Annotated in this window: 19 protein-coding genes and 1 pseudogene; 16 read left to right on the top strand and 4 right to left on the bottom strand. The window is 40.5% G+C overall.

Translation table 11 applies throughout. The features are described 5' to 3' along the window. The first annotated feature begins 12 nt into the window (after positions 1–12). The 16 genes from K4H96_RS05925 (at position 13) to K4H96_RS05850 (ending at position 16776) form a co-directional block, all read left to right on the top strand. Positions 13–507 carry a hypothetical protein gene (locus K4H96_RS05925; protein WP_223338073.1) on the top strand — a complete coding sequence of 165 codons (495 nt, stop codon included), beginning with the start codon at positions 13–15 and terminating at the stop codon, positions 505–507. A 17-nt stretch (positions 508–524) separates the two neighbouring features. After that, a complete protein-coding gene (locus K4H96_RS05920) occupies positions 525–1913 on the top strand; it encodes a prepilin-type N-terminal cleavage/methylation domain-containing protein (protein WP_223338074.1) in 1389 nt (462 codons plus the stop codon). A gap of 12 nt (positions 1914–1925) precedes the next feature. Next, entirely contained in the window at positions 1926–3389 is a 1464-nt protein-coding gene (locus K4H96_RS05915; RefSeq protein WP_223338075.1) for a type II secretion system protein, read from the top strand. Between the two features lie 40 nt (positions 3390–3429). Further along, a complete protein-coding gene (pilM, locus tag K4H96_RS05910; protein WP_002899353.1) occupies positions 3430–4842 on the top strand; it encodes a pilus assembly protein PilM in 1413 nt (470 codons plus the stop codon). Continuing rightward, positions 4842–5423, top strand: coding sequence for a PilN domain-containing protein (locus K4H96_RS05905; protein WP_223338076.1), 582 nt, complete (start codon positions 4842–4844; stop codon positions 5421–5423). The genes pilM and K4H96_RS05905 overlap by 1 nt, the downstream gene beginning before the upstream one ends. Continuing rightward, on the top strand, positions 5407–6993 hold the full coding sequence (locus tag K4H96_RS05900; RefSeq protein WP_223338077.1) for a hypothetical protein: 1587 nt from the start codon (positions 5407–5409) through the stop codon (positions 6991–6993). The genes K4H96_RS05905 and K4H96_RS05900 overlap by 17 nt, the downstream gene beginning before the upstream one ends. A gap of 288 nt (positions 6994–7281) precedes the next feature. Continuing rightward, entirely contained in the window at positions 7282–8994 is a 1713-nt protein-coding gene (locus tag K4H96_RS05895) for an SSA_2305 family type IV pilus system protein (RefSeq protein WP_263281057.1), read from the top strand. A 55-nt stretch (positions 8995–9049) separates the two neighbouring features. Next, positions 9050–10138: a PRC-barrel domain-containing protein gene (locus K4H96_RS05890; RefSeq protein ID WP_223338079.1), complete on the top strand. Its 1089-nt coding sequence runs from the start codon at positions 9050–9052 to the stop codon at positions 10136–10138. A gap of 7 nt (positions 10139–10145) precedes the next feature. Continuing rightward, positions 10146–11210: a VanW family protein gene (locus tag K4H96_RS05885; RefSeq protein WP_011837681.1), complete on the top strand. Its 1065-nt coding sequence runs from the start codon at positions 10146–10148 to the stop codon at positions 11208–11210. After that, positions 11207–12019, top strand: coding sequence for a prepilin peptidase (locus tag K4H96_RS05880; protein ID WP_223338080.1), 813 nt, complete (start codon positions 11207–11209; stop codon positions 12017–12019). Before K4H96_RS05885 ends, K4H96_RS05880 begins: the two co-directional genes overlap by 4 nt. 34 nt (positions 12020–12053) lie before the next feature. Next, entirely contained in the window at positions 12054–12653 is a 600-nt protein-coding gene (locus K4H96_RS05875; RefSeq protein ID WP_002894168.1) for a glucosaminidase domain-containing protein, read from the top strand. A gap of 162 nt (positions 12654–12815) precedes the next feature. Next, complete coding sequence (locus K4H96_RS05870) at positions 12816–13730, top strand: hypothetical protein (protein ID WP_223338081.1); 915 nt, start codon at positions 12816–12818, stop codon at positions 13728–13730. A gap of 48 nt (positions 13731–13778) precedes the next feature. Then, positions 13779–14669 carry a hypothetical protein gene (locus tag K4H96_RS05865; protein WP_227956410.1) on the top strand — a complete coding sequence of 297 codons (891 nt, stop codon included), beginning with the start codon at positions 13779–13781 and terminating at the stop codon, positions 14667–14669. A 52-nt stretch (positions 14670–14721) separates the two neighbouring features. Beyond that, positions 14722–15756, top strand: coding sequence for a SepM family pheromone-processing serine protease (locus K4H96_RS05860; RefSeq protein ID WP_223338084.1), 1035 nt, complete (start codon positions 14722–14724; stop codon positions 15754–15756). Positions 15757–15952: 196 nt separating this feature from the next. After that, the gene (locus K4H96_RS05855) at positions 15953–16549 is read left to right on the top strand and encodes a DUF3796 domain-containing protein (protein WP_223338085.1); all 597 of its coding nucleotides are present in this window, start codon (positions 15953–15955) and stop codon (positions 16547–16549) included. A gap of 2 nt (positions 16550–16551) precedes the next feature. Continuing rightward, the gene (locus K4H96_RS05850; protein ID WP_061591895.1) at positions 16552–16776 is read left to right on the top strand and encodes a helix-turn-helix transcriptional regulator; all 225 of its coding nucleotides are present in this window, start codon (positions 16552–16554) and stop codon (positions 16774–16776) included. A gap of 228 nt (positions 16777–17004) precedes the next feature. Here K4H96_RS05850 and K4H96_RS05845 read toward each other — a convergent pair whose 3' ends face one another. The 4 genes and pseudogenes from K4H96_RS05845 to K4H96_RS05830 all read right to left on the bottom strand — a co-directional run. After that, a complete protein-coding gene (locus K4H96_RS05845) occupies positions 17005–18270 on the bottom strand; it encodes a tyrosine-type recombinase/integrase (RefSeq protein WP_227956409.1) in 1266 nt (421 codons plus the stop codon). An 84-nt stretch (positions 18271–18354) separates the two neighbouring features. Beyond that, positions 18355–18606 carry a MerR family transcriptional regulator gene (locus tag K4H96_RS05840; protein WP_223338087.1) on the bottom strand — a complete coding sequence of 84 codons (252 nt, stop codon included), beginning with the start codon at positions 18604–18606 and terminating at the stop codon, positions 18355–18357. Positions 18607–18621: 15 nt separating this feature from the next. After that, complete coding sequence (locus K4H96_RS05835; protein ID WP_227956407.1) at positions 18622–19437, bottom strand: rolling circle replication-associated protein; 816 nt, start codon at positions 19435–19437, stop codon at positions 18622–18624. Between the two features lie 215 nt (positions 19438–19652). Next, positions 19653–20348 (bottom strand): annotated as a pseudogene (locus K4H96_RS05830) (FtsK/SpoIIIE domain-containing protein); the annotation flags it as partial.

Here is a 20348-nt window from a genome sequence, read left to right as displayed (position 1 = left end):
GAGAATACTATAATGAAAGGGAAAAAAAGACAGGGATCAACCTTGCCTATGGTCATTGTAACCATTGTGCTGCTGGTAGCTATGATTGGGATTCTAGCTTCCATTGTCGATACTGGACAAACGCAGACTCAGCGCATGTATAGCTATCTCAAAGCTAAGTACACAGCGACTTCCGGTACACAGTTGGCATGGGGTGCCTATCTAGACCCTGTTGACGGCAATCCATCATCGATTTATGCAGAGTTTGACAAGCGGGCCCATAACGTGGATCCTTCAACAGAGCCAATTAAGTCAACCCATACCTTCAAAGATGGCAGTGTGGCAGAAATCGAGATGAATGGACAGCTTGTAGATGGCCTGACTGGTCCTGAAAATTATAATATCACGATTAAATCGAAGTCAAAATTAGCTGGCAGTAATGACTATTATGAGCATATTGTAACCTTTAACTTTGACACAAAAGGAATTCGCTCAGAAGAAGGACATTTGAGATCGGCGCAGAAGTAAAAATAATTTAGGTAGGAATGATGAAACAAATACAAAAAGGTTTTACCCTGGTCGAGATGATTATGGCTATCATGTTGATGAGTATGATAGCACTCATCATTGGTGTTATATTTAACACCATGTTTTCCAGCCGAGAATTGATCGAGCGTGAAGCGAGTATCCAAGCGGAAATGCGAACCTCCATGCAGTATGTGGATCGAACCGTTGGTAAGGCAACCTCAATCTTTGTCTTGGATGACAGCAAGTTCAAAGGTTCCAAGCAAGGACTAACTAGGGAATGGAGCTACATTGGCCTATCTGCGGATGGCAAGAAGGTTCTGAACTATGTTTGGAACAAGAAAAATCAGGACTGGGATGTCAGCGAGCTGGGAACCAAATCTCTCTATAATATGAAGTTGGACTTGGAGTTTAAGACAGAAGGTGCCTATCAAGACAATCGCTTGATTAGTTATAACCTGTCTGGTAAATATCCAGATACTAACAATAAGTTGTCTATTGATACAGCTATATCAGCTCTTAATACTAAGCAGGTCTTCTCTAAAGTTGCTAAAGGCAAGAAAGGGATTGCTATTGCTTATCGAACTGATCCTATTCAAGGGCAGATGAATATTGCTGTTTCTTTTGTATTTGATACATCTGGTTCCATGGATTGGGATTTGCAGGGAAGAAATGTTGAAAAAACTGGTAATGAGAGTCGTATGGATATTCTTCGAAAGAAATCCGTAATCATGATCAAGGACCTTGCGGAAATTGGGAATATTAGTGTGAACTTAGCGGGCTTYTCTACTTCAGGAAAATATATTCAACAAAATTTTTCTAATTTAGATAACGGTACAAATACTATTATATCCACCATAACTAAACGTGAAAATTTAAAACCGGATGGTGTTACAAATCCAGGGGATGGACTTCGCTATGGGATGATTAGTCTGCAGTCTCAACCAGCTCAGCTTAAATATATAGTTCTATTGACAGATGGCATACCTAATGCTTATTTAGTAGATTCAAGGGCGTTGTACGCTGGCAATAGAGTAGATCTTAGCCAGGGAGCTGGTCGTGTAACTTTTAACAATCCTATTTATGATCTGTCCCCAACTTTAGGGTATGAGTACAGTCGTCTGGGCTATGATTTGTATTCTAGAGATTCCATAACGCGTGAAAACTCTATTGCTTATGCTGGAGAAGTGTCTAAAAAATTTGGCCTTGGTATTAAGCGGGTCAATGTGATTGGTTTTTCTGGTGTGGACCATGAAATCGCTTATGGTCAAAGCTTGACAGATAGGATTGGCGAGGGTGGTATGGAGACTAAATATGTATCAGCTACGAATGAAGAAGCTTTGCAAAAGACCTTTTCTGACATTAAAAAGCAGATTCAGCAAGATTTGTGGTTTGTATCAGGGCCGTAGAAGGGAGCAGAGATGAAAAGATTAAAGAGACACAGAGGGATTACACTGGTCGAAGTCTTGGTTTCTCTGATTCTGATTGGAGTTATTGCGGCAGGGTTCTTGACCTTCTTTTCTGGGAGTTTTAATAATATTCTCCGTCAGCGAAGTCAGAATGCTATCAACTTTGATATTCAGGAGTCTTTCGAGAAACAACTGGCTGAAAGCAAGAAACACGAAGGCACAGGAACAGATATTGAAACCTTTACTTACCAAATCGGTAATGGAACCAAGCAGAGTATTGATGTAAAAGGTACAAATCTGTCTTATAATGATAGAATCAAAAAAATCCATCTTTTTGCTGCTAATGCAATCGAAACCCCGCTGGGACTTCCTGATATGAAGGTTACTATCCCTAGTGGGAAAAGGTATTATTATGCTGGTATGGGGATAACGACTCCCGGCGGCAAAGTAGATATAGCTGATAGTAAGAAAAAGAGTAAGACTAGGATTTACACAGAATCTGGATGGTTTCTAAGTGATCGTGCTATAGGACAAGGGGTGTCTGGCATTGTCCCAGTGGGAACGATAGGCCAAAAAGGTGACGGCACTATATCTCAGACGCTTTTTCCAGAAATGCCGACAGATTTTAAACAATTATCAAAGTTAGAAACCGGGATACATATTACAGATGATATGAGAGGGAAGTACCTGACTTTTGCTGCTCGAGCCATTAACTCTTATGGACGGGTAGGAAATTATCAGGAAGCAGACCGTATCTGGATTATGGGTCTGCCAGTTACACAGAACGTGCGTCTTCATACAGATGCCGACTTGGCTCTGCTTAAGAATGGAAATACTACCTCGCTTATACCAACGGATAATCAGTCACATACTAATACAGAAGTAAGAGATTATTTTAATGATGTTGTTTATGGTGCGACCATCCCTGTTCTGAATTATAAAGAGCCTGCAATTAACCAGACCCGCCAGTTAATAGCACTTGATGGCCGTACGATGCAGTTTAGTAATCATAATTTTAATAATGGCTATACGACTTCTGTATTGATTGGGAATCGTCAGCAGACTGGACCGCTTCTAACTTATAAGTTGGATAATACTCTGACTTGGGGGATTAATCTGGAAAACGATGGTAGAATTGCTATTAAAACAGTAGATACAACTACAGCTAATAACGGTGGTCAGGAATATATACAAAATGTTAAGTTAGACTATAGTAATGATAATTCTATACAAGTGCGCAGTGCTGCGAAGAATGGCGCTTTAGGTGTTGAAATTTTTATCAATGGACAATCAGTCTATAATAAAACAGTTGCACTAAACAGAGGCGGTGTAACCCATAATATTAGTAGTGGTCAGATTATCTTTGGTGGCAATACTTACATTAATGAGTTTGCAGTTTATACTGAAAGTCTGAATAACAGCAATATACAAAAACTTGCTGAATACTTCCGCGATAAGTATAAGGCGAGCCAATAGGGAAATAGTTTTTAGGAAAAATAAGGGAGATTAGGAGATTATGGCAAAAAATATGTTTTCGTCCAAGGGGCGCAGAAGAGCTCTGGACGAAGAAGATAATGAGAAAAAAGGCTCATTTTTAGGAAAATTAAATAAACCGCTCTTCTCATCAAAAGGGAAACATAAAGAACACTTATCTATTCAAGGAGTTCAGATCAAGTCAGATCGTCAAGAAGACTTTGACGATGAGGAAAAGTCAACAGCAAAAGGGAGCTTCTTAACCAAGCTCAACAAGCCGCTCTTTTCTAAGAATAGTGGCAGTGATGATATGCCTGCTAAGTCTGGTAATCGCTCGCTCTTTGCTAAGAAAGGCAGCGGTGCGGCGAGCCAACCGGTCACTAGAATGCATGCACCTTACACTATGTTTGGTAAACCAATCAAGGGCAATCTGATGGCCATTGACTTCACTGACGAATCAGTCTATCTGGTTGTTGCTAGACAGAAGCGCAATGAGCTGGAGATTATCAAGATGGCATCTGCCAATCTGCCAGAAGGTGTTGTACTGAATAGTGAGATTATCGACCCGATTACTCTCAAAAATATTATCAGCGACCTGATGGAGCAGCATGCTATCACTGCTAAGTACGCTTTCTTTGCTCTGGGCAATACGAATATTATCGCCCGTTCGGTTGATGTAGCCGCTAGTGTGCAGAATGATGAGGATATTGAGGGCTTGGTATCTTACGAGCTCCAGCAATATCTGGATATTGATCCGACTTCTTATGTTATCCAGTTCCAAGAGCAAGAGTCTAATTCAGCTTTTCCGCTTGATGAAGATACTCGCTCACTCATGGTCTATGCTGTGCCAAAAGGCGTGGTAGAGCAATATCTGGGCTTGGCTGAGAATTTGAAGCTGACACCCTATGTCTTTGACCTTCAGTCTAATACCTTTGAAAAATGGCTGGAACGCGTACAGGCGGTTAACAATCGTGCCAAGAAGCTGACCAAGGAAAATGTCGGCATGGTACATCTGAGCAAGAGCTTCATCGGTGTCTATCTCTACTCAGAAGGCAAGTTTGTGACCAGCAACTATCTCAACCGTGGCTACAAGGACATCCTGAGCTATGCAGACGATGCTAGTCTGCTGCAAAAGCTTCCAGCAGTGGCTTCAGATGATCTGGATACAGGTCTCTTGAAGCGGGCCTTGGATGAGTGGGTGGCTGATGCTAAGAACCACATTCTCAATACTGAAAACTTCTTTAGCGGGTCAACTGGTCTCAACATTGACAGTTTCTACGTCTTTGGTGACCAAGATATCTGCTGGCAGTTAGCAGCTATTCTGAAGCAGAGCATGAATCGGGAATTCATCTCAATTGATAATGTAGATTATGAGAATGTACTGTGGGAAGGTTCAGCCGAGTTTAATGCGGAGTTCATTCCGGCTACAGCCATGTTGATTAGGAGAGCGAACTAATGCGGAGAGATTTAAACTACTTTTCAAAATATTATGTGGCACCGGCTAAAGCTAGTCCACTAAAACTTGCTGCTATTTCCGCTTTTGCTGGTATTGCAGCGATTATGATTGTGCTGATTGGCTTCTTCCAGTTTAGCGCTATGCACCTCCAAGGCGAGATTGACCGTGCGGAGCAGACGCTCAAGAGTCCAGAAATGGCTCAAGAGCTGAAGGCAGTCTCTGAGACTGAAGATAAGATTGTTACGGTCAAGAATGACGAACTTCTCTTTACCAGCCTAGAAGGCGACTTCCGCCGCCTGCATCGAGTAAACAAAGCCTTTATGGACTTCCTTAATAAAAACGTGACACGGAACCTGGTCTTTGACGATATCAAGATTAATAACGACAATGTAGAAATCAATGGTTCGTCTCAAGAGCATCTTTCTATCGCTAAGTTTGAGGAAGAGCTTCGTAAGTCTGAGAAGTTTAACCATATTTTTGTGGATAACATTACTCGCGAGGAAAAGGATAACAATACAGTGTACAAGTTTAACATTAAAATTTTGACGAAGGATGTAGATTTCAATGAAGAGCAAAAATGAGAAAGAAAAGAAAAAAATCCTGAGTAATTTAAATGAGCGTGACAAGAAATTGTTAGCCTGTGTCGGAGGAGTAGCGGTCCTTGCTGGTGGAGGGTATCTGGTAACAAATTCTTATACACGGATGGCGCAGTTAGCTGAAGAGCATGCAACTATCTCGACAGAGTTGGAAGGCAAAAATGCCAAGATTAGTCAGAGAAAGTCTCTTACCAAGCAGCTCCAAACTTTGAATGCTAAGACTCTGGATCAGGCTAAGAAATACTATGGTACGACCAATCAAGGGGAGTTCATCTTCCTGATTGACAAGTTGGTCAACGAAAGCGGTATTAAATTCAAGTCTGTCAACTACACTGAGAGCACAGAGTTAGAACTCCAGCAGGAGGGATTGGCTGCGACTTCGTCCAAGGGGCAAAACTCCAACTCTTCTGATACGACTGGCAGCTCAAGCTCGAATGAGACGTCTTCTTCATCCAGTACGACCTCTAGTTCGTCTGGTACATCGTCTTCATCTTCATCTAGTAGCAGCTCTTCATCAGATGCCAATACTGCAACAACAACTGCAGCTAATACAGCAACACCAGGGAACGGAACGGCCAATAATACTAACATCACGCAGATGACAGCGGACATTGAGTTCGAAGGAACTTATACACAGGTTCTGAAATTGTTGGAATTGATTGATGGCAATCAACAAAAAATCGTTTCCAGCGAACTGGAATTGGGCGGAAAGAAAAGCCTGTCTAGCACGGAGGAAAACAAAAACCCTGATCTAACCAGCGGTAAAATCAAGCTACGTTTCTATCAGGTTAAAGACGTCGAGCGCTATGTGACTCTAGAGAGTAATGTCGATAAGACACCGATTCAGTTTGCTAACTGGGAGTCTCCATTTGCTATTCCGACTTGGCAGGCAGGCTCTATATCTGTAACGACAGCTGGTGGCGGCACAGATGCAACCGGCAATAAGGGCAGTTTGGGGGCCGCAACAACCAATACAACTAGCAGCGCGAATGCTAACAACAGTACCAATCTGGCTCCGTCTTATCTGGAGCAGCTTAGCACTCAGTCTAGCCGGAATGATGGTCTGTCAGCTTATTACAATTCATCAACTATCTACCGCTTCGAATCACCACTGAAGCTGACTCAGTCAGGCGGCAGCAATCAGTACGATGTGACAGTTGACAATACGGACTTCTTAGAGGGTTCAGGTTCCAATGTGGTTAAGATTCCAGCAACAAAATCATCTACTATGTATGAAATGGAATTTGCAGCACCGTATGTATCCTTGAACAATAAGCCGGATGCTATCAGCTTCTCTCTATCTCTGTCTAATCAATGGCAGGGCAAGATTGGCTTGATTGTCAAGAATGCCAGTGGGCAGAAGATTTATCTTCACGTCATTCGTCCCAACAGCTGGACTGGCTGGCGCGAAGTTAGCTTCGATCCTGAAAACATTCCAGGATTCAGTTATCCAATGACTATTGTGGGTTACTACTTCGAAACTCCAAGCGGAGAAAGCCCTGAAACGACTATGAAGCTGGATAACCTATCTGTGAATAACTTGGTAGTTAGCTAAAATACTTTGAAAAAATACCAAATAAGTCTATGGTTTAAAATTTCAAGAGCATGAGTAAATTTTTCTTAAAAAAATGCTAAAAACCAAGTTATTAGACTAGTATTCACGGTGCATTTATAGTAAACTAAAACATAGAGATATTTGAAGTATAATACAAGCAAACTCAGAATAGACGCCCGAGTCTATTTTGGGTTTTAATGGAGTTTATGGAAAAACAAAATCAAGACTGGTTTTGCATTGAAAAAGTTTAATATCATTTAGAAAGTGGGGGGTGTCGAAAATATTCAAATGGCATATTTTTTACCTTTTGGAGCAGGGCTTATAGCGCTGCATACGATTAGCATTTTATTTGTTTCTAGGATTTCATTAATAAAGCGCCTTTTTCTCGTAGTATGGGTCATGCTATTTGCGATTGGTGCTCCATTCCTCTTTCAACAAGTTCCCGGCATAGCCTTTGTTGGGCTCTGTGCCTTGGCCTTGGCTGTCTATATGGTGCTGCTCTTTTCACAGGAGCTAGCTCCAGTCAAGAAGAGAGCAACTGCTTCTGCGCGAAGCAGAAGCCAGAAGCACGCCAAGAGCTCACGCAAAAAAGTGGAAGCGACGAGCGCAGGCTTGTCATCTGCTAGAGATTTGAACTTTTCCAATGCTTCAACCGGTAGGATGAGAAAGGAAAGTAAAGAAAGGGTTCAGGCTGAGGAAAGTCCGGCAAGGCAGAGAGTATCTGCTTCTGGTCGCACCCTAGCAGACCGTTCTATCAAAAAGGATATGACAAGATTTGAGAAAGTAAAACCTCTCTACCCTGTTGATAACTTGGCTACAGCTCCTGCATTTGGAGAGTACGAGCCAAACAGTCAGCTAGCGGCAGCTGAGGTCGGCATGGTGGGTATGGACCACAGCGCACAAAAGGCCAATGATGAATTTTTGCAGTCCCTGCTTCATCACCGCAAGGGTTCTACTAAGGTTAAGGTGGCCAACTCTCTGATTCAGCCTACGGAAGCAAATGCAGCCGGAAATCAAGGCTATACAGATATAGATGATCCAGCCTTTGAGACAGCTGTTCTGTCTAAGATCAGACCGATGTCCTATACTGAGTCTAGCTATGGCAACTTCAGACCGCAAGCAGTTGAGGTGACAGGTGTTGTTTCTCAAGATGAGGAAGAATTCTTCACTGAGCAAGAACAAACTCAGCAGCCAGTGGCAGAAGAAGTAGGCAACAGCCTGGAAGATGTTTTTGCTGCTACGGGAGATATCAAGCCAGTTAGAGCAGAAGAGTCGAGAGCAGCAAATAGCTTAGAATCTCTCTTCTTTGCTGACTCAGACACTGAGCCACAAGCTAAAATGGATTCCGCCTTCAGTCAAGCAGCTGCAGAGCCAGAATTTTCTGCTACTGAAGAGTCTATGGTTAGCCGTGATCGTGCTGATATTCAGGGTTATCAAGATATTCTCAGCCAGATTCAGCATGATTTGTTGGGATCTGAAGAGGAAGATTTGACTGCTGAAGTGGCAGAGGCTTGGGAGGAAGAAAGCAGCTTCGAACCTGCTGCAGAAACGTTTGAATTTGAAGAAGCTGCTGAACCAGCGGTTGTTCAATCAGTTTCTGAAGATGCTCTTTGGACACAGGCTGAGCCTATCCAAGAAGCAGTTGCAGATGAGACAGAAGAAGACCTGCTCAAGGGAATTGCTGATATCCTCAAAGCTGAGGAGGCACAAATCAAAGCAGCTCCAGTCGTTCCAGCTGTAGATGAAACAGAAGAAGATTTGCTTCAGAAAATCACTGATATCCTCAAGGCTGAGGAAGCAGCAGAAGCAAGTCCAGCTGCAGCAACTGCGGGAGATAAAGAAGTCTATTTCCAATTCCTCCTACTGGAAAGTCAGGAATTATTGGCTTCTAATGCAGTTCAAGAAGCTGAGAGCTATCTGAAAGAAATTGTCCAAGGCAGCTCAGATCAAAATCTTCGTCAAGAAGCGTTCAACATGCTGGACAAAATCGTGAAAAATTAATACTATATAAACATACAATTGATTGTAATCAATTAGAAGGGTTTTAGGGGAAATTATGAAAAGTTGTAAAACAATCACAGGGACCGTTGTCATTGAGATTGAAAAAGGGATGGGACTGGGTGAAGTCCATGAAGTCTTTGTTGACGAGGGGGTCAATCTGACTTTTGTTATTAAGTCAAAGCAGTCTGAACAGCCTTTTGCCTTGCTGTCTAGCAAGAACATCCAAGGCATCGGTGACTTTGCGGTCATGGTAGAAAACAGCTCAGTCTTTCAAGAGCTGGAAGAGGCCGATCTGAAGGTCTTAAACGACAAGCAGGGTAGCGTCTTTGACGAAATTGTCATCACAATTGATGGAAACAAGGTGGGAACTGTTGTTGACTATCATATTGATGAAAAGAATGAAATTGGTTACTTGGTGGTTAATTCAGAAGATGCCAGCGAGGAAATTCAGATTCCTAAATCACGCATCTTGATGATTGGTAAAGAGTATATCATCCTTAATGATGAAAAAAAGACAGCTCCTCATCTTGAAGCAGATGTAGAGATGGGCCGTCTGGCTGCAGCAGATCTGCTCCATGAGACTGAAGCTGCAAAACCTGCCGAAAAAATTGAGGAAGTAGTTGCTGAAGCACCTGTATTCGAGCCAGTTGTAGATGAAAAAGCAGATGTAACAGAAGAAGTTACGACAGATTTGACAGAGGCCTTGGCTGCTGTAGGTCTGGGTGCTGCTGCTTCTGACTTGGAGTTTTCTGAAGCGGTCGTAGAGACAGCAGAAGAGCCAGAAGTCCAAGACTTGGTACAAGAAACAACAGCTCCAACTGAAGAAGAAGTTGAAGAAACAGATGCAGCGCTGAGTCTGGATGCTGCTTTGGAAGAAGTATTGGCAGCCCCTGCTGAGGAAGTTGAAACAACTATCAGTACAGCGCCAGTTGCTGAGGAAGACTCTGCAGCAAAGAAAGCTGTTAATGACTTTATCGATCAGCAAAAACGTCTTCTGGTAGGCAAAACACTGCAAAAAGATCTTGTTAATGCAGATGGAGGAGTTATCCTGAATGCCGGAGATACTGTTTCTGATGACATCATTGATTTTCTTCGCCGTATTGACCGTAAATTCCTTATCCGCTTAGCTGAATGCGTAGTATAAGGTTGGGATGAGATTCATGTCAAGAAGAAAAAGAAAGGTTTCATCAAAATATCAAAAACTACTTCCAGCAGCGACACTTGCTGCCTTTCTGCTGGGTAGTTTATTTTATGTCATTTTTGTCTTTAATCCAACGATTGACCTGAGTATCAATGGCCGTCCCTCTATGAAGGTTCGCTCTCGGAGCGAAGCTGAGATTGAAGTTTACAGAGAACTGCCCTATAAGGCTACATTTCAGTTGTCTACGGGGCAACACTTCTCTGTAGATATGCGATTTTTAGGACTGAGCTATTTCACAGAAGAAGAGCTCAAGCGGCTGGATAATATCTCAGCTAAGACAGTTTGGGATAAGTTTACACCGTTTTTCGATACCAAGGAAAACCTGCAGATTTCCATCTATCCTAACCGTCTTTTTTGGCTTAGACCTTTAAACGATGTCTTAGCTGCCCATCCTGATGTTCTCAGTCAGCTTCCAACGACCAATCATCTGGTCATGGACGGCGAGTCTAACGTAAAGGTGGGAGACAAGTCTAATGGCTATAAGATTGACCCTGCTGCTTTTATCCAAGCATCTGAGGAGATTGCCAAGACTGGTAAATTTGATGATGTCAAGGTTGAGAGTACGCCTGTTGAAGCAGAAGATCAAAGTGAGCTTCTGAGCCAATATACGCACTTTATAGAGCGTAAGGAAGTACCGCTGCCGACCAACGCTGCCCAAGCTCAAAACATGAAGACAGCCTTTTACAAGCTGCAGAATGTTTACTTGGCTCCTGGCGAGACCAAGTCTATCTCAGAGTTGCTAGGCGCTTTGAATGCAGAGTCCGGCTACCTGCCAGTCAAGAGCAAGGATGATAAAGAAGTTTACGGTCAGGGTGCTGAGCAGATTATAGATGCCATTCAGCAGCTCGCCTTTTCACGGACCAATGTTATTTCCTATCGAGGACAGTATTTCAACATCGGAACGCCGGCTGAAGGTTTGACCGAATTGACCATTCAAAACAATACAGAAACAGATATGGTATTTTCATTAAGTTTGGAGGAGGGGCAAGTATCCATCATTCTGGCATCTAAGTGATATTCAAGGGAAGTCGAAGTTTGACACCGTCATCTGAGATTTTCAAAGAGTATAAAAAGGGAAAAATTATGATTGCAAGTTTAGTATTTATATTAGGTGTCGTATTTGGGAGCTTTTTCAATGTCGTCATCTACCGTGTTCCGCTGGAAAAGAGCATTGCCAAAGGTCGGTCTATGTGCCCGTCCTGCGGTCATGTCTTGACTTCGGTGGAGCTGATTCCGGTTGTGTCGATTATCATGCAGGGCTTTAAATGTAAGCACTGCAAGGAGCCGATTTCACCGCGCTATCTCATTGTGGAGCTCCTGACGGGTCTGCTCTGGCTAGCCTCTTATCTGATCTTTCAGAATCAGGGGCCATGGATGGTTGTTTCAGCCTGTCTCCTGGTGTCGCTTTGTCTCATTATCGGCTATATCGATTTTGATACTCAGTACATCTCGGACTCGGTTCTGCTGGTTTTCTGGCTGGGCCGTATGGCTGTTACGCTTTTTACCAATGAGTTTAATTGGGGCCTGCTCCTTTCGCTGCTAGTCGGCGCTGGTCTCTACTCTCTCATTTATTTTGGGGCCAAGGCTTATTACAAGAAAGAGGCCTTCGGGATGGGAGATATTCTCTACTTAGCTGCTCTGAGCAGTTGGTTTAGCCCCTTGAATACGCTGATTTTGGGATATGGTTCTTTCTTTGTAGCTGGAGCGATTCTCTTAATCGCAACCATCTTTAAGAAATTCAAATTTAAGTTGAAAGAAGAAGTCCCTTTTGGTCCTGCTATGAGTATCATGGCGGTCATCCTATATTTCTGGGGAGGAATCTAGGAAACCAAAAGCGACAATAGAAATGGATAAAAAAATGTTTAGGAAGAAAAAAGTTATCATAGCATTAGCGACAGCTACTGTCCTTTCAGGCAGTGTGCTGCCTGTCAGCCGCCTAGCGGCAAATGAAAAGGCCAGTCTGGATCCGTCTTTAGTTCAGGTGTCAGATCAGTTTCAGGCCAAGAAAACAGGAGCAGTCGTTTTTTCAGAAGATGTAACAGTGCCAAGCACAGTGTCAGCCGATTTCATTGATAGTCGCCTGGCTGGCACACCGATGGCTGGATTGGGAAAAGCTTTCAAAAAAGCAGAGAAAGATCATGGAGTTAATGCAATTTTTCTCGTAGGGCTGGCTATTCACGAATCGGATTACGGCCGCAGTCAGATTGCTCAGGCCAAGCACAACCTGTTTGGTTTCATGGCTTATGACTCCAGTCCTTTTTCCAGTGCAGGAAATTTCGCAACATTTGACGATGGTATAGATACCGTTGCCCGCTATCTTAGCGAGCACTATCTCAAGCCTGGCGGTCAGTTCTACAATGGTAAGAGCATGGCTGCTATCAATGTAAGATACGCATCTGACAAAACTTGGTCAAGCAAGATTATGATTCGTATTCGAAATTTTTTGAAAAAAGGTTAAGGAGGCTGGGACAATCGTGTCTCAGCTTGCTTTATTATAGAAAGAATTTCTTTTGGAGAGGCGACTGACGGGGTTTTTCTTGCTCTCTGGGGCTCTAAAAATTCTTAATCATCTTCATGGGACTAGAAAAAAATTGCTTCTGCGACATCTACATCGTCTTTTATGGCGAAAAATGACTTAATTAGGGGATTTATGAAAAGAAAGTTTGATGTAAGCGATGTGTTAAAGGAAGCCTGGGGACTGACTGTTGATTACTTTTTTGTATGGACAGCAGGGCTTGCTATCATTCAACTGCCGTTTTTTATTCTGGGGCTGTTAATTCTATTTTTTTCTCCATTGACTTCTACATTTCTTCCAAGTATAATTCTGCTGGGATTTCTATGTTCTTTTGTGATTGCTTATATCCATAAGTTTTCCTTGACTATGGTTCGTAATCCGCAGATGGTGCGAAGAAACTTCTGGAGAGCTGTTGGCTACAGTATTTCTGATGGCTTTTTTGGGCGTTTACTTTCTGTGTCTATTTACGTATTCATGTTTTTCTTGGCTATGTTACTTCTTTTTGTATACTTCTATAATGTCTTGATGTCAGATGCAAATTTTCGAGAGAATATGGGAACTTGGATGATTTGGGTTGCAAAAAATCAAGAGAAGATAGCTAGCATGCTCTTCCTGCTTTTTTTAATAGCACCAATGTTTAACTTGGTATTCCATTTGTTTTACAGTTATTTTATCGTCTCTCACTTCTTCTTGTTGCCCTATATTATTCAAGATACCAACTCCTCTGATAACCTCTTGCGTCCTCTGTCAGCTTTTGGCAGCTTGGGCAAGTCTTTTTCTCGTATGAATGGTCAGAGGGGGCGTTACTTACTGGTAGAGCTTGTCTTAAAGCTTATTCCTGTAGTATTGGGTCTAATAGAAGTTTTGAGTTTACTTTTTAGTGCTGGTGTGTCTAATATTGTGGGAATGATTGTTAGTATGATAAATGGCTTTTTGCTGATTTATGCCTTGGCAGCCCGCTCGGTTATGGCTGACATCCTGATGTCTTATGATCGGGAAATAGTTAATTTTGGAGATTAATATTTATGAAAAAATTAGAAAGGGTTTTAGGATTTAGGATAATGAACGATGAATGATGTAAAAGTAACAAGGGTTTTCAGAGAAGCTTGGATTTTTGTTACAGAATATTATTTTGTCTGGCTGAAAGGCCTTTTGCTGGTCGGAATCCCGCTTGCAGTGCTGGGCTGGTTTCTTTTTCCGCTGGTTTCGAGTTGGTCTTACCGGTCCATTTTAGTCTTGACTTGTTTAGCATTTATAATTGCCTTCGGTTTTGCTTACGTCAATAAATTTGCCTTGACAGTGATACGAAATCCGCAGATGGTTAAGCTCTATTTTGGCTATGCGGTTTGGTACAGTATCTCAGATGGCTTGCTTACTCGCCTCTTTTATTCCTTCATTGTCAGTGCAGTCCAGGTTCTGATTCTGTACATGGGTTGGTCGGCAATCGGGATCAATCTTGGGGTGGCTAGTCTCTTTGCCTTTTATCGGAGAGCAGTAAGTCCAGAGGCCATTGTGATTTTCCAGTTTCTTTTTCCTTTCTTGTTCATGGTCTTTTACCTGCTCTTCACTTATCTGGTTGATTCGCACTTCTTTTTGCTGTCTTATATCATTCAGGATACTAGCTCAAGAGACAATCTGGCCAAGCCGCTTTCTTTTTATGGCTGTTTGAGAAAGTCAGTCCTGCTGATGAAGGAGCGCAGAGGTCGTTATGTTCTGCTCAGCTTTTTTCTAGCTTCTTTTGGTGGGCTGATTGGCTTGGGGACTCATCTCCTGATGGATCTGATAAGGCAGTATATTGGTCCCTTGCTGGGTGAGCTAGATGAGTTACTTGGTCTGATCCAGATGATTCCTGTCCTGGTTTTCAGTAGCTTTTACTGTGTATTTGTTCTGGCTGTGCGGACTGTTTTTGCCAACGCCCTGATGGAAAATGACACAGAGGTGGTGGATTTTGGTGATTAATTCAGGAAGTCGAAAGTCCAGACAATAACTTTATAGAAACAAGAGGAAGGATATGAAATCCGTAACAAGAATTTTAATAACTGCTTTGGTGCTAACTGGGATTGGCTTTATCCCCCTGCCTTATCAAGTGGAGACCTTGAGACCGGCTTTGAATGCCAAAGACTTTGTCCAAGTTCAAGGAGGAACTAGTCAAGGAAAAGGTCAAATCTATGTCATGGCTGTCGGTGTTTCCGATGCCCGAGTGTTCAGTCTCTTTTTGACTTTGCTGCCTAATTACAGGCTGGAAACAGAGTATGTCTCTGTACCTGAAAACTATTTTGATAAGGAGAAGGGACGGGAAGAGCGAGAGAACAGCACTATGGGGTCTTCCCATCTCAATGCCTTGCAGGTAGCTTATCAAGCAGCTGGTCGTACTGTTGAGATTAGACATAAAGAGATTTTTGTGGATGCTGTCAGCCAAGAGACGCCGTTAGCTCAGGAGCTGCAGAAAGGTGATGTGATTTTAAAGATTGACAATCAGAGTTACACTAGCCCATACGATATTGTCGATCAGACGGAGCAGCGGCCAGTTGGCGATGTGGTATCAATTGAGTACAGCCGTAATGGTGTAATCGGTTTGGCTAGCGGTCCTGTGATTGTGGATGAGACAACTGGTAAGCCTGGTTTGGGGATTGCATTGGGTTCTAAAGCCAGTGTTGCCATGAATCCTCTGACGAAGTTTAAGAGCAACGGTGTAGCAGGTCCCTCTGGTGGACTCATGTTCAGTTTGGAGCTGTACAATCAGCTCGTGTCTGAAGACATTACCAAAGGAAAAGCTATTGCTGGTACTGGAACGATTGACCACAAGGGAAATGTTGGCCGGATTGGCGGGATAGAGATGAAGGTCATGGCTGCAGATAAGGCAGGCGCTGAGATTTTCTTTGTTCCTGATGATACTATTGACGCCGATATTGCCCAGTACAATCCCAAGTTGCGCTCTAACTACCATGAGGCACTTCGTGCTTCTATCAAAATCAAGAGTAAAATGAAAATCGTCCCTGTCAAAACCTTCAACGAAGCTTTGAACTATCTCAGAGAGATGGAATAAGGGACTTTGCTATTCTTGAATAATCAATAAAAACATAGGACCTTGCTGGTTATTTATCTGGCAAGGGCTTTTATTATAGAATTTTTTCAAATAATTGCCACCTTAGCACATAAATACTTGATTTATAAATCGCTGTGTGATATATTTATAACATAAAGAGTGTTAAATATTTCTAACACCAGGAAAGGAGTCTATCATGAAAAATAGTCAAAAAACGGGTGGTCTCATTGCGATGATTGCCGCAGCTCTCTTTATTGATTTTACTGTTTTATTTGGTTCTAATCTTAGTTGGGGACCCAAGTTGATTATTGTTGGTATTTCAGTATTAGGTCAGATTATAGCTATTTGGGGCTGGCTACACATGAAACCATGGCCGGGGAAGAGTCAGAAAGGTAAGGAAAAGACTATTTTTGACTTGTCTGCTAAGCTGTACACGATGCTTCTGTTTGCAGCAACCATTTTTTATACAGTAGGGATTTGGGTTGCGACCCCAAGCGTAAGATCTGGCATTAAAGAATGGATTTTGGGAGTTGGTCTCGTTATTGAAGTGATTGTATTTGGTTTTTTCTCTTTGAAAAATGTCAAGGAAACTCCAGATGAACGTTTCTATGCTAATCTAGCTAAGGCAGCTAGCTTGATGTTTGTCTTTTTACTAGGCGCACTGATGATCCTAGCAGTTATCATTGGATACATGGGGTCTCTCACTCTTTACATGGGCCAGATCTTTATTAGCATAGCTGCCTTGATTTGCATCTTTGCAGTTGTCTATCTTATCTCAGAACGGAGAGGATAACCATGGCTAGAGAAAGCAAGATTATCACCAATCTAAAATCCGTCCGTGAATCCATGGGCATGACCCAGCAGGAGCTAGCCGACCGCATCGGCATGCGACGCGAGACAATTCTGCACTTGGAAAATAACCGCTACAATCCTTCGCTGGAAATGGCTCTCAAAATTGCTCAAGTCTTCAATCTGAAAGTAGAAGATCTCTTTGAACTCAGACAGAAAGAGGAGGCATAATTCTTTTCGAGATCTAGTATTAAATTCGTTGTTCAGTTAGGGCTTGAAACAAAAAGAAAAAATCCTTTGAAATGTTGATTTCAAAGGATTTTTGTTATATAAATTACTTAACTTCTGTAAGGGTTGAAAATAATTATTTCAATCTTCTATAAATGTTGCTATATCAACGTTTATAAAATGTTTTAATTTTTTATTTTTAGAAAGGTAGTCAAAAAGGTAGTCATCAGACTAGCTTGCAATTTGCTCCATCTTCTCAAGGAAGATAGAAACTGCTTCGAGCTTTTTCTTTGGTGCTAGTTCAGCATAGATATCCATAGTAGTTTTTATAGATTTATGCCCCATCCGAGTTTGTAACTCTTTCCAATTTACACCTGCATTTAACATCATAGAGGCATGTGTATGGCGGAATAAATGGAAGCCATAATCTGGGAGCCCAAGAGCAAATAAACGTTTTTTAAGAGTTGTACGTTCGTTTCTATCACACATATAATTACCGTAAATAGTTGGAAAAATTAAATCAGATTTTGGCAAACTTTGTTTTACAAAGTATTCATTCATTTCATCATGAAATGCTTTTAATTGGTCTAAAATTTGTTTTGGTACAGGCACACGCCGATTCCCAGAATCTGTTTTGGGAGTCTGTTTACAAATAACTTTCCCTTTTAGACCAAGCTTCTTATTAGCTGCTTTCCACATGACTGTTTTACTAACAATAATTTCATTAGTTTTAAAATCTAAATCAGTAATATGTAAAGCTAGTAATTCATTAATCCGTAGTGCTGAAGCTAATAACGTATCGCAAATAAGTTTAAAACGACGGTCGGCACGTGAACTAGATAAGGTATTTAGATAACTGACCCATTTAGTAAGTTCTTCATCATGAAGTACCATGATTTSCACTTTATTAGATTTTGGTTTCGGAGGAATCTTTATTGTTAAAGCTGGATTTTTTTCCAAGCTAAAGTTAGTCATTCCAAAATCAAAAATATCACTTAACTTGTGAGCGATTGCCCCAAAATCTTTAGCGCTTCCTTTGGGTGCTCGCTTTATCCCCGATTCAGCAACAAATTTTGCTTTTGAAGCAAGCTGATTAATCCAGATTTGAATATCTGCTGGTTCAATCATTTCAGGCTTGTAATCTCCGAATTTCGGAATAATATAGGTATCAAGATAGCCACGTACTCTATTTATAGTATTATGTGATGAAACCAAGTGTTTATAACTCTCAAACCAGAGTTCAGCAAGAGTTTCAAAATTGTTAATATTAATCCGCTCTTTCTTGGTTGCCCCATTATATTCAAAATCGAGTTTTACTTGTTTAACTTTTCTATCTAAACTCTTTAAAGTCTTAGCTGTCACAGTAGTAGTAATCTTTTTGTCTGTTTTTTCATCAATACCAACATATACTCCTTTTCGAGTATAGCTAATACTTCCATCTGATTTTAATTTTTTAATAACTTTTTTATCTTTGTGAATAATGATTTCAGTTTTCATTGTGCCTTCTTTTCGATATTCAAAAGGCTAAATAGTACCCTCACTTTTCTTTGTGATAACACTATTTTAGCACAGATTAACATGTCATGGAGTTAAAAATGAAATAACATCATCAATTTTGTAGTATATTGTTCTAGTACCCTCTATTGGAGGTTCTAGCCGTTTTAGACCTTTATTTTCCCACGATTTCAAAGTATTGGGAGCAATTTTTAGGGTGGCAAGTAGTTCTTTCTGTGTCATAATACCTGCTGAATGGTTGGTTTGTCCTTTTACTAACGAAACTAAAAGAGTTAGTAATTCTTCAATTGTTTTTAGTTTTTGAATTTCAATGGTCATATTGGTGTTTCCTTGTCAATTATTATAGTATTCTGTAATTATTTTTATTTCTTTATCATTTTCTGTTTTATGAGTTGTTTCTTTTACATAATTAGGAAAATGAGAAATTTCATATTCTTCTAGCAAGTCACCTTTGAGACCTGTTTTTTCTACAGGCCTATTTACGTTTCTACTAGACCTATATATTCGTAAACCTTTTGGATATAAATAGAGCCTAGCTCCTTTTGCAATCTTCTTTTTATTGTTTGTAACATCTGTTTCATATGCTAAATCACTTACATAAGAGATAACATAATTAGCTATATTATCGCCCTCATGTAGTCGATTTACTTTTGTAAAACCATTTCCCCATAATTTTGATAATTCTTTATTTGAAATAAATAATGTATTTTCTGTGGTATCTTTTAATAATACGTGAAAATGCCATCTTCCACTAGCTTGTGGTTCTATAATAGCTATGTAAAGTAAATTTTTATATTTTCTATTTAACCTTTTTATAAATCTATCAAATGATTTATATGCAAGATAAGTATCTGTAATATGTTCTTTAAAAGTAAGTGTTATCCACAGTTGGTTGGAACCTCCACCAAAATTACAACTAATTAGTCTTCTTAATTTTTTCATCGTTAGTTTGACTGAATTTAAATTGTCTAATCTTGTTTCTGCAGAAGTATTCATTTCCCTAATTTCTCCAGTTGCTAGGATTAAATATTTCTTATCTGGTAGAACTCTTATGCTATTTGAAATAAGACCGTTGGCGGTTGTAATTTCTAAATTTGAGCCATACTTATATGATTTAACAATATAGTCATTTGAAATTTTAGGCTTCATTAACTTTAACTGCTGAGAATGTTTCATGTTTTTAAATAGACCTYACGGTGTGATGTTTATAATTTTATCAAGTAAAAGCGTGCAAGTGCTATCGCACTTGCTACGCAAACATAGTAAATTTTGATTCTTTAACGCTAGTCAGCTTTCTAAGCTGAACGCCCATGCTCGGCGTCTCCGCACGAATCATACAAGATTCTCATGTAATAAATTACATCTTAATCTTGTATGATTGAAACAGTATCTTCTAAAAATTTGCAATGTGGTAATGTAATAAATCTTGGCTTATCAATACTAGCAATACTTGGATAGCTAAATACACCTTGTCCTGGCTTAAATTTCACTTTTGGTATGCTAACACTAGAACTAAACAAAGTTCGGTATGTTTGTTCGTCACTCTCAGCTAGTACAATTTTAAGAACTAATTGTTCAGAGGTAGATGTTTTCAATGTTTTAGCATTAATTTGTTGACTGGTAATCCACAGAAAGCAGCCTAACTGTCTCCCCAAAAAAGCAATTGAAGATAGTTGCATTTCAATTCTATCTCTTTCTTTTTTATCTAAAAGCTTGCAATACTCTGCATAACTTCCGTATTCGTCTATACATAAGATTAAAGCTGGCAAGTTAGCATGTCGATAATCGCGATTAGGATTATTAATAAAAAATTTTTCTAGTTCTTTTTGTCGCTTAATCATGTCATTATAAAATCGATTAATTAGTTCAGATGTAGTATATAAGTCAGCATAGTATGTTTCTTCTAAATGTCTTTCAGCTAGATAATACAAATCAGCACGTTTAGAATCTGATATATAGAATTTGTGTTCTTTATTTTGTAATTGATAAAATAACATTTGAAGAGCAAAACTCTTTCCTCCGCCAGTTTGGGCTGCTAAACCAAGATGATGAAGAAGAAC

It is taken from the genome of Streptococcus sanguinis, from assembly GCF_020729765.1.
Taxonomy (GTDB): domain Bacteria; phylum Bacillota; class Bacilli; order Lactobacillales; family Streptococcaceae; genus Streptococcus; species Streptococcus sanguinis_Q.
This window is presented reverse-complemented; position numbering and strand designations above follow the sequence as displayed.